The sequence below is a fragment of the Shewanella ulleungensis genome, from assembly GCF_014648315.1.
GTDB classification, from domain to species: Bacteria; Pseudomonadota; Gammaproteobacteria; order Enterobacterales; family Shewanellaceae; genus Shewanella; species Shewanella ulleungensis.
In genome coordinates, this window is the sequence record NZ_BMQW01000035.1 from 1 (window position 1) to 930 (window position 930).

Genomic DNA, 930 nt, shown 5'->3' on the forward strand with positions numbered 1-930 from the left:
TCTCATCGCTGTTGAACACGCCATCGCTGCCCATGCCGCTGAATTCTACAGTCGGTGCAGGTGCAGCCACATTGTCAACTGGCTGGTTGTCGGTGGCGGTTGCAGATGGGTTACCAGCGATATCAATTACTTGCGCGGTCACATCAACATCGGTCGCGCCTGCAGTCACAGGCACTTCAACGTCAAAGCCGTTGTCGAGCATGTCTTGCGTGACAGGGCCGTTAAACAATTCATTACCGTTACCGTCAGTGACAATCAAGGTGTCGCCAACCTGGGTGCCAGTGGCTAAGGTTACGGTGGCGGTTACCGTGCCGTCAGTACCGATCTCATCGCTGTTGAACACGCCATCGCTGCCCATGCCGCTGAATTCTACAGTCGGTGCAGGTGCTGCCACATTGTCAACTGGCTGGTTGTCTGTGGCGGTTGCAGATGGGTTACCAGCGATATCAATCACTTGCGCGGTCACATCGACATCGGTTGCGCCGGCAGTCACAGGCACTTCAACGTCAAAGCCGTTGTCGAGCATGTCTTGCGTGACAGGGCCGTTAAACAATTCATTACCGTTACCGTCAGTGACGATCAAGGTGTCGCCAACCTGGGTGCCAGTGGCTAAGGTTACGGTGGCGGTCACTGTGCCGTCAGTACCGATCTCATCGCTGTTGAACACGCCATCGCTGCCCATGCCGCTGAATTCTACGGTCGGTGCAGGTGCAGCCACATTGTCAACTGGCTGGTTGTCTGTGGCGGTTGCAGATGGGTTACCCACAATATCAATTACTTGCGCGGTCACATCAACATCGGTCGCGCCGGCAGTCACAGGCACTTCAACGTCAAAGCCGTTGTCGAGCATGTCTTGCGTGACAGGGCCGTTAAACAATTCATTACCGTTACCGTCAGTGACAATCAAGGTGTCGCCAACCTGGGTGCCAG

The 930-nt window shown here is 55.3% G+C and carries 1 protein-coding gene; it reads right to left on the bottom strand.

The window, feature by feature from the left end:
* On the bottom strand, positions 1 to 930 hold a 930-nt coding region (locus IEY40_RS20100), incomplete at both ends, for a hypothetical protein (protein ID WP_188959360.1).